Source organism: Agrobacterium sp. MCAB5 (genome assembly GCF_052114365.1).
GTDB lineage: Bacteria > Pseudomonadota > Alphaproteobacteria > Rhizobiales > Rhizobiaceae > Agrobacterium > Agrobacterium tumefaciens.
Genome location: NZ_JBFREP010000097.1, coordinates 1 through 704, shown reverse-complemented (window position 1 = coordinate 704; position 704 = coordinate 1). Strand labels below are relative to the sequence as shown.

At 50.4% G+C, this 704-nt stretch carries 1 protein-coding gene; it reads right to left on the bottom strand.

Annotated elements, in window-relative coordinates:
- Nucleotides 1-428, bottom strand: a 428-nt coding sequence (locus AB4Z23_RS27525) for a GntR family transcriptional regulator (RefSeq protein ID WP_441361192.1), incomplete at its 3' end; no start/stop codon positions are given.
- Nucleotides 429-704: the final 276 nt, after the last annotated feature.

The window sequence follows — 704 nt, the reverse complement described above, 5'->3', positions numbered from 1 at the left end:
GCCTTATCCTGCTCTCCGCCGGTCGTCGACTGGTAGCGGAGAAGGGAAATAAGGTTTGCTGAAACAGTCTGCAGCCCTTCCTGCATTCTTGCCACGAGATCCGGGTCCTGCGGCTCGGGAGGCATGTTCATCGACAGATCCTCGTCCCCTGCGCGGCGCGGATCGATACGATGCTCCTCCTTCGGGCGGCCGAGTGCAAAGGTACCTCTTCCGACGTGGCTCTCCACGAGACGTCTGGAATGCGCCTCGGCGTAGGCGCGGCTGACTGTCGTAAAGTCAATCTTGAGACGCTCGGCGAGCCTGCGTTGTGGCGGCAATCGATCACCAGCGGCGATATCGCCTCGTTTTATCGCCAGTTCGATCGCGTCCGCAATCTGAAGATAACGAGGCTTGCCGTCAGGACGAAGTTCAGGGAGCCACTTCAACATTTCACCATACCTCAAATATAGATTGTTTCATATTGTATGGATAACACGAAGCGGATTCAAGTGTTGATTTGACGACGTATCCTTGATTATAAATTGAGCGTAAAAGCTGCTTTTCAAGCTATTATTTGAGCACAACGTATGTCCAATGTGCAGAATTACGTTTCATCAAATAAATATTGTATGCATAATGAACTGACTATTGATTCATACAATTTCGTTCGTATCGTTTCTGCATCAACCCCGCATAAGGAGATGCAGAGATGCCTGAAGTAACGC